The sequence below is a fragment of the Cobetia sp. UCD-24C genome, from assembly GCF_001306765.1.
Taxonomy (GTDB): Bacteria; Pseudomonadota; Gammaproteobacteria; order Pseudomonadales; family Halomonadaceae; genus Cobetia; species Cobetia amphilecti.
Window position 1 is genome coordinate 1 of sequence record NZ_LJTD01000022.1, and the last position, 6,458, is coordinate 6,458.

Annotated in this window: 1 protein-coding gene; it reads left to right on the forward strand. The window is 63.6% G+C overall.

Annotation, left to right across the window (positions count from 1 at the left end):
- A partial coding sequence (locus tag AOG28_RS17340; RefSeq protein ID WP_200906836.1) for an Ig-like domain-containing protein occupies window positions 1-6,458 on the forward strand: 6,458 nt, incomplete at both ends.

The window sequence follows — 6,458 nt, forward strand, 5'->3', positions numbered from 1 at the left end:
ACCGATGGCGAGCATGTCTTCAGCGTCACAGCGACCGATGCCGCCGGTAACGAAAGTGCATCCTCTGGCGAGTTCACACTCACCGTCGATACCGCTGCGCCGGATGCGCCAGTCCTGAGCGAGACCGATGGCACCACCGTCGCCGGGACCGGTGAAGCGGGCAGCACGGTCGAGATCACCAATGCCAACGATGATGTTGTAGGCACCGCGGTCGTCGATGCAGAAGGCAACTTCTCGGTTGAGCTCTCACCGGAGCAGGAAGCTGGCAGCACTCTGACAGCCACGGCAACCGACGCGGCCGGAAACGAAAGCGAAGCGTCCGCGGCACTTGATGTGCCCGAAGATGCTGACGTTACCGCGCCGAACACGCCGACCATCACCTCCGCGACCGACGACGTAGCAGCCGATACCGGTGCCCTCGCCTCCGGCGACAGCACCAATGACGCGACGCCGACGCTGACCGGCAGCGCCGAAGCCGGCAGCACCGTCACCATCACCCACAACGGTGAGGAAATCGCGACAGTCACCGCCGATGCCAATGGCGCCTGGAGCTATACCCCGAGCACTGAGCTCACCGATGGCGATCACGTCTTCAGCGTCACCGCGACAGATGCTGCCGGCAATGAAAGCATGCCGTCTGGCGAGTTCACGCTTACCGTGGATACTACTGTGCCCACCAATCCGGCCCTCGCGCTCACCGCTGACACCAACATTACCGACGACGGCATCACCAGCAATGGCGAAGTCACCGTCAGTGGTCTGGAAGCCGACGCCAGCTGGGAGTATTCCCTCGACGGCGGCAGCAACTGGACCGATGGCACCGGCACCACCTTCACCCTCGCCGAAGGCAGCTACGCCGATGGCGTTGTGCAGATCCGTCAGACCGATGTGGCCGGCAATGTCAGTGACGTCGTGAACCTGGGCGACGTGACGGTCGATACCACCGCTCCGACGGGCAGCATCGCCTTCGTCGATGGTGACGATGGCCTGCTCAATCTGGCAGACATCAGCGCCGTCGACCTGACTGGCAGCATCGAGGCCGGTCTCGACAGCAGCAATGTCGTGATCACCATCACTGACAGCGCCGATCCGGCCAACGAGATCACCGTCGCCACGACTGACATTACGGTCGACGGCGCCGGCAATCTGTCCGTAACCGGCCTGGACCTGAGCACCGCAACTTCCGGGCTCACTGAAGGCGCCCTCACCGTCTCGATGACCGTGACCGATGTGGCGGGCAATACGTTCGAGACCGACGGCACCACCACCAGTGACCTCACGGTGCCTGACGCTCCGAGCCTTGCGCTCACCACCGACACCAACATTACCGACGACGGCATCACCAGCAATGGCGATGTCACCGTCAGGGGTCTGGAAGCCGACGCCAGCTGGGAGTACTCCCTCGACGGCGGCAGCAACTGGATCGATGGCACCGGCACCACTTTCACGCTGGACGAAGGTGTTTACACCGATGGCGTCGTGCAGATCCGTCAGACCGATGTCGCCGGCAATGTCAGTGACGCCGTGAACCTGGGCGACGTGACGATCGATGCGACCATCGCCGCACCGAGCCTTGCGCTGAGTGAAGACACCAACATTACCGACGACGGCATCACCAGCAATGGCGAAGTCACCGTCAGTGGTCTGGAAGCCGACGCCAGCTGGGAGTATTCCCTCGACGGCGGCAGCAACTGGATCGATGGCACCGGCACCTCCTTCACGCTGGCCGAAGGTGTCTACGCCGATGGCGTTGTGCAGATCCGTCAGACCGATGTGGCCGGCAATGTCAGCGACGCCGTGAACCTGGGCGACGTGACGGTCGATGCGACCATCGCCGCCCCGAGCCTTGCGCTCACCACCGACACCAACGTCACCGACGACGGCATCACCAGCAATGGCGAAGTCACCGTCAGCGRTCTGGAAGCCGACGCCAGCTGGGAGTATTCCCTCGACGGCGGCAGCAACTGGATCGATGGCACCGGCACCACCTTCACGCTGGACGAAGGTGTCTACGCCGACGGCGACGTGCAGATCCGTCAGACCGATGTGGCCGGCAATGTCAGCGACACCGTGAACCTGGGCGACGTGACGGTCGATGCGACCGCTCCGACGGGCAGCATTGCCTTCGTCGATGGTGACGATGGCCTGCTCAATCTGGCAGACATCATCGCCGTCGATCTGACTGGCAGCATCGAGGCCGGTCTCGACAGCAGCAATGTCGTGATCACCATCACTGACAGCGCCGATCCGGCCAACGAGATCACCGTCGCCACGACTGACATTACGGTCGACGGCGCCGGCAATCTGTCCGTAACCGGCCTGGACCTGAGCACCGCAACTTCCGGGCTCACCGAAGGCGCCCTCACCGTCTCGATGACCGTGACCGATGTGGCGGGCAATACGTTCGAGACCGACGGCACCACCACCAGTGACCTCACGGTGCCTGACGCGCCGAGCCTTGCGCTGAGTGAAGACACCAACATCACGAACGACGGCATCACCAGCAATGGCGAAGTCACCGTCAGCGGTCTGGATGCCGACGCGACCTGGGAGTACACCACCAACGGTGGCACGACCTGGATTGCGGGCACTGGCACTACCTTCACCCTTGCCGAAGGTGTCTACGCCGATGGCGTTGTGCAGATCCGTCAGACCGATGTCGCCGGCAATGTCAGCGACGCCGTCAACCTGGGCGCCGTGACGGTCGATGCGACCGCTCCGACTGGCAGCATCGCCTTCGTCGATGGTGACGATGGCCTGCTCAATCTGGCAGACATCAGCGCCGTCGACCTGACTGGCAGCATCGAGGCCGGTCTCGACAGCAGCAATGTCGTGATCACCATCACTGACAGCGCCGATCCGGCCAACGAAATCACCGTCGCCACGACTGACATTACGGTCGACGATGCCGGCAATCTGTCCGTAACCGGTTTGGACTTGAGCACCGCAACTTCCGGTCTCACCGAAGGCGCCCTCACCGTCTCAATGACCGTGACCGATGTGGCGGGCAATACGTTCGAGACCGACGACACCACTACCAGTGACCTCACGGCACCTGAAGTCCCGAGCCTTGCGCTCACCACCGACACCAACGTCACCGACGACGGCATCACCAGCAATGGCGAAGTCACCGTCAGTGGCCTCGAGGCCGGCGCGACTTGGGAGTACTCCCTCGACGGCGGCAGCAACTGGATCGATGGCACCGGCACCACCTTCACGCTGGACGAAGGTGTTTACGCCGATGGCGCCGTGCAGATCCGTCAGACCGATGTCGCCGGCAACGTCAGCAACGCCGTGAACCTGGGCGCTGTGACGGTCGATGCGACCATCGACGCACCGAGCCTCGCGCTCACAGCCGACACCAACATCACGGACGACCGCATCACCAGCAATGGTGAAGTCACCGTCAGCGGTCTGGAAGCCGACGCCAGCTGGGAATACTCCCTCGACGGCGGCAGCAACTGGATCGATGGCACCGGCACCACCTTCACGCTGGACGAAGGTGTCTACGCCGATGGTGACGTGCAGATCCGTCAGACCGATGTGGCCGGCAATGTCAGCACTGAGGTCAGCCTGGGCGCCGTAACCGTTGATGCGACCATCGCCGCCCCGAGCCTTGCGCTCACCGCCGACACCAACATCACTGATGACGTCATCACCAGCAATGGCGAGGTCACCGTCAGCGATCTGGAAGCCGACGCCACTTGGGAGTACTCCCTCGACGGCGGCAGCAACTGGATCGATGGCACCGGCACCACCTTCACGYTGGACGAAGGTGTCTACGCCGATGGTGACGTGCAGATCCGTCAGACCGATGTGGCCGGCAATGTCAGTGATGCCGTGAACCTGGGCGCCGTGACGGTCGATGCGACCATCGCCGCGCCGAGCCTCACGCTGAGTGAAGACACCAACGTCACCGACGACAGCATCACCAGCAATGGCGAAGTCACCGTCAGCGGTCTGGAAGCCGACGCCACTTGGGAGTACTCCCTCGACGGCGGCAGCAACTGGATCGGTGGCACCGGCACTACCTTCACGCTGGCCGAAGGTGTCTACGCCGATGGCGTTGTACAGATCCGTCAGACCGATGTGGCCGGCAATGTCAGTGATGCCGTGAACCTGGGCGACGTGACGGTCGATGCGACCATCGCCGCGCCGAGCTTCACGCTGAGTGAAGACGCCAACGTCACCGACGACGGCATCACTAGCAATGGCGAGGTCACCGTCAGTGGTCTGGAAGCCGACGCCAGCTGGGAGTATTCCCTCGACGGCGGCAGCAACTGGATCGCGGGCACCGGCACCTCCTTCACGCTGGCCGAAGGTGTCTACGCCGATGGTGACGTGCAGATCCGTCAGACCGATGTGGCCGGCAATGTCAGTGATGCCGTGAACCTGGGCGACGTGACGGTCGATACCACCACCCCGACGGGCAGCATCGCCTTCGTCGATGGTGACGATGGCCTGCTCAATCTGGCAGACATCAGCGCCGTCGATCTGACTGGCAGCATCGAGGCCGGTCTCGACAGCAGCAATGTCGTGATCACCATCACTGACAGCGCCGATCCGGCCAACGAGATCACCGTCGCCACGACTGACATTACGGTCGACGGTGCCGGCAATCTGTCCGTAACCGGTCTGGACCTGAGCACCGCAACTTCCGGGCTCACCGAAGGCGCCCTCACCGTCTCGATGACCGTGACCGATGTGGCGGGCAATACGTTCGAGACCGACGGCACCACCACCAGTGACCTCACGGTGCCTGACGCGCCGAGCCTTGCGCTCAGTGAAGACACCAACATCACGAACGACGGCATCACCAGCAATGGCGAAGTCACCGTCAGCGGTCTGGAAGCCGACGCGACCTGGGAGTACACCACCAACGGTGGCACGACCTGGATTGCGGGCACTGGCACTACCTTCACCCTTGCCGAAGGCGGCTATGCCGACGGTAGCGTGCAGATCCGTCAGACCGATGTCGCCGGCAATGTCAGCGACGCCGTGAACCTGGGCGCCGTGACAATCGATGCGACCGCCCCGACGGCACCGGTCATCACCACCATCAGTGACAACGTCGGCGATCTGCTCGCCCACCTAGTCGACGGTGACAGCACCGACGACACCGCCCCGACCGCCTCCGGCACCGCGGAAGCCGACAGCAGCGTCACGCTCTACAACGGCGCCACCGTGCTGGGCACCGCCACGGCAGACACCGACGGCAACTGGAGCATCACGCCGACCATCGCACTGGACGATGGCGACTATTCCTTCACCGCCATTGCCACCGATGCAGCCGGCAATGACAGCGTGTCGTCCGACGCTATCGCCATCACTGTTGACACCACTGCCCCGGGCGCGCCGTCCCTGGCCATCACCGAAGCCCTTAATGGCGTGAACCTCGAGGAGCTGACCGATGGTCTGCAAACCACGGTCACCCTCAGCGAGGATGCCGTCGCGGGTGACACCGTGACTGTCACCCTGGTGGACAGCGATGACGCGTCGAACGTGATCACCGCGTCGGTCGAGCTGGACGCTGACGACATCACGGCCGGCAACGTGGCCGTGACCATTGCCGCCGACGACCTGACCGATGGCAGCAGCTATGTCGCGACAGCCGTGATTACCGATGTGGCGGGCAACAGCTCTAATGCCTCGAACAGCATTGATGTCGCCATCGACATCACCGCGCCGTCTGCGCCGACGCTGGCCATCGAGGCAGCGGTAGATGGTGTGAGTGCCACCGAACTGGCCGCGGGTCTGCCCACCACGGTCACCCTCAGCGAGGATGCCGTCGCGGGTGACACCGTGACCGTCACCCTGGTCGACGCCGCAGACGCGGAGAACGTGATCACCGCGTCGGTCGAGCTGGACGCTGACGACATCACGGCCGGCAACGTGGCCGTGACCATTGCCGCCGACGACCTGACCGATGGCAGCAGCTATGCCGCGACAGCCGTGATTACCGATGTGGCGGGCAACAGCTCTGATGCCTCGAACAGCATTGATGTCGCCATCGACATCACCGCGCCGTCTGCGCCGACGCTGGCCATCACCGAAGCCCTTAATGGCGTGAACCTCGAGGAGCTGACCGATGGTCTGCAAACCACGGTCACCCTCAGCGAGGAAGCCATCGCCGGCGACACCGTGACCGTCACCCTGGTCGACGCCGCAGACGCGGAGAACGTGATCACCGCGTCGGTCGAGCTGGACGCTGACGACATCACGGCCGGCAACGTGGCCGTGACCATTGCCGCCGACGACCTGACCGATGGCAGCAGCTACGCCGCGACAGCCGTGATTACCGATGTGGCGGGCAACAGCTCTGATGCCTCGAACAGCATTGATGTCGCCATCGACATCACCGCGCCGTCTGCGCCGACGCTGGCCATCACCGAAGCCCTTAATGGCGTGAACCTCGAGGAGCTGACCGATGGTCTGCAAACCACGGTCACCCTCAGCGA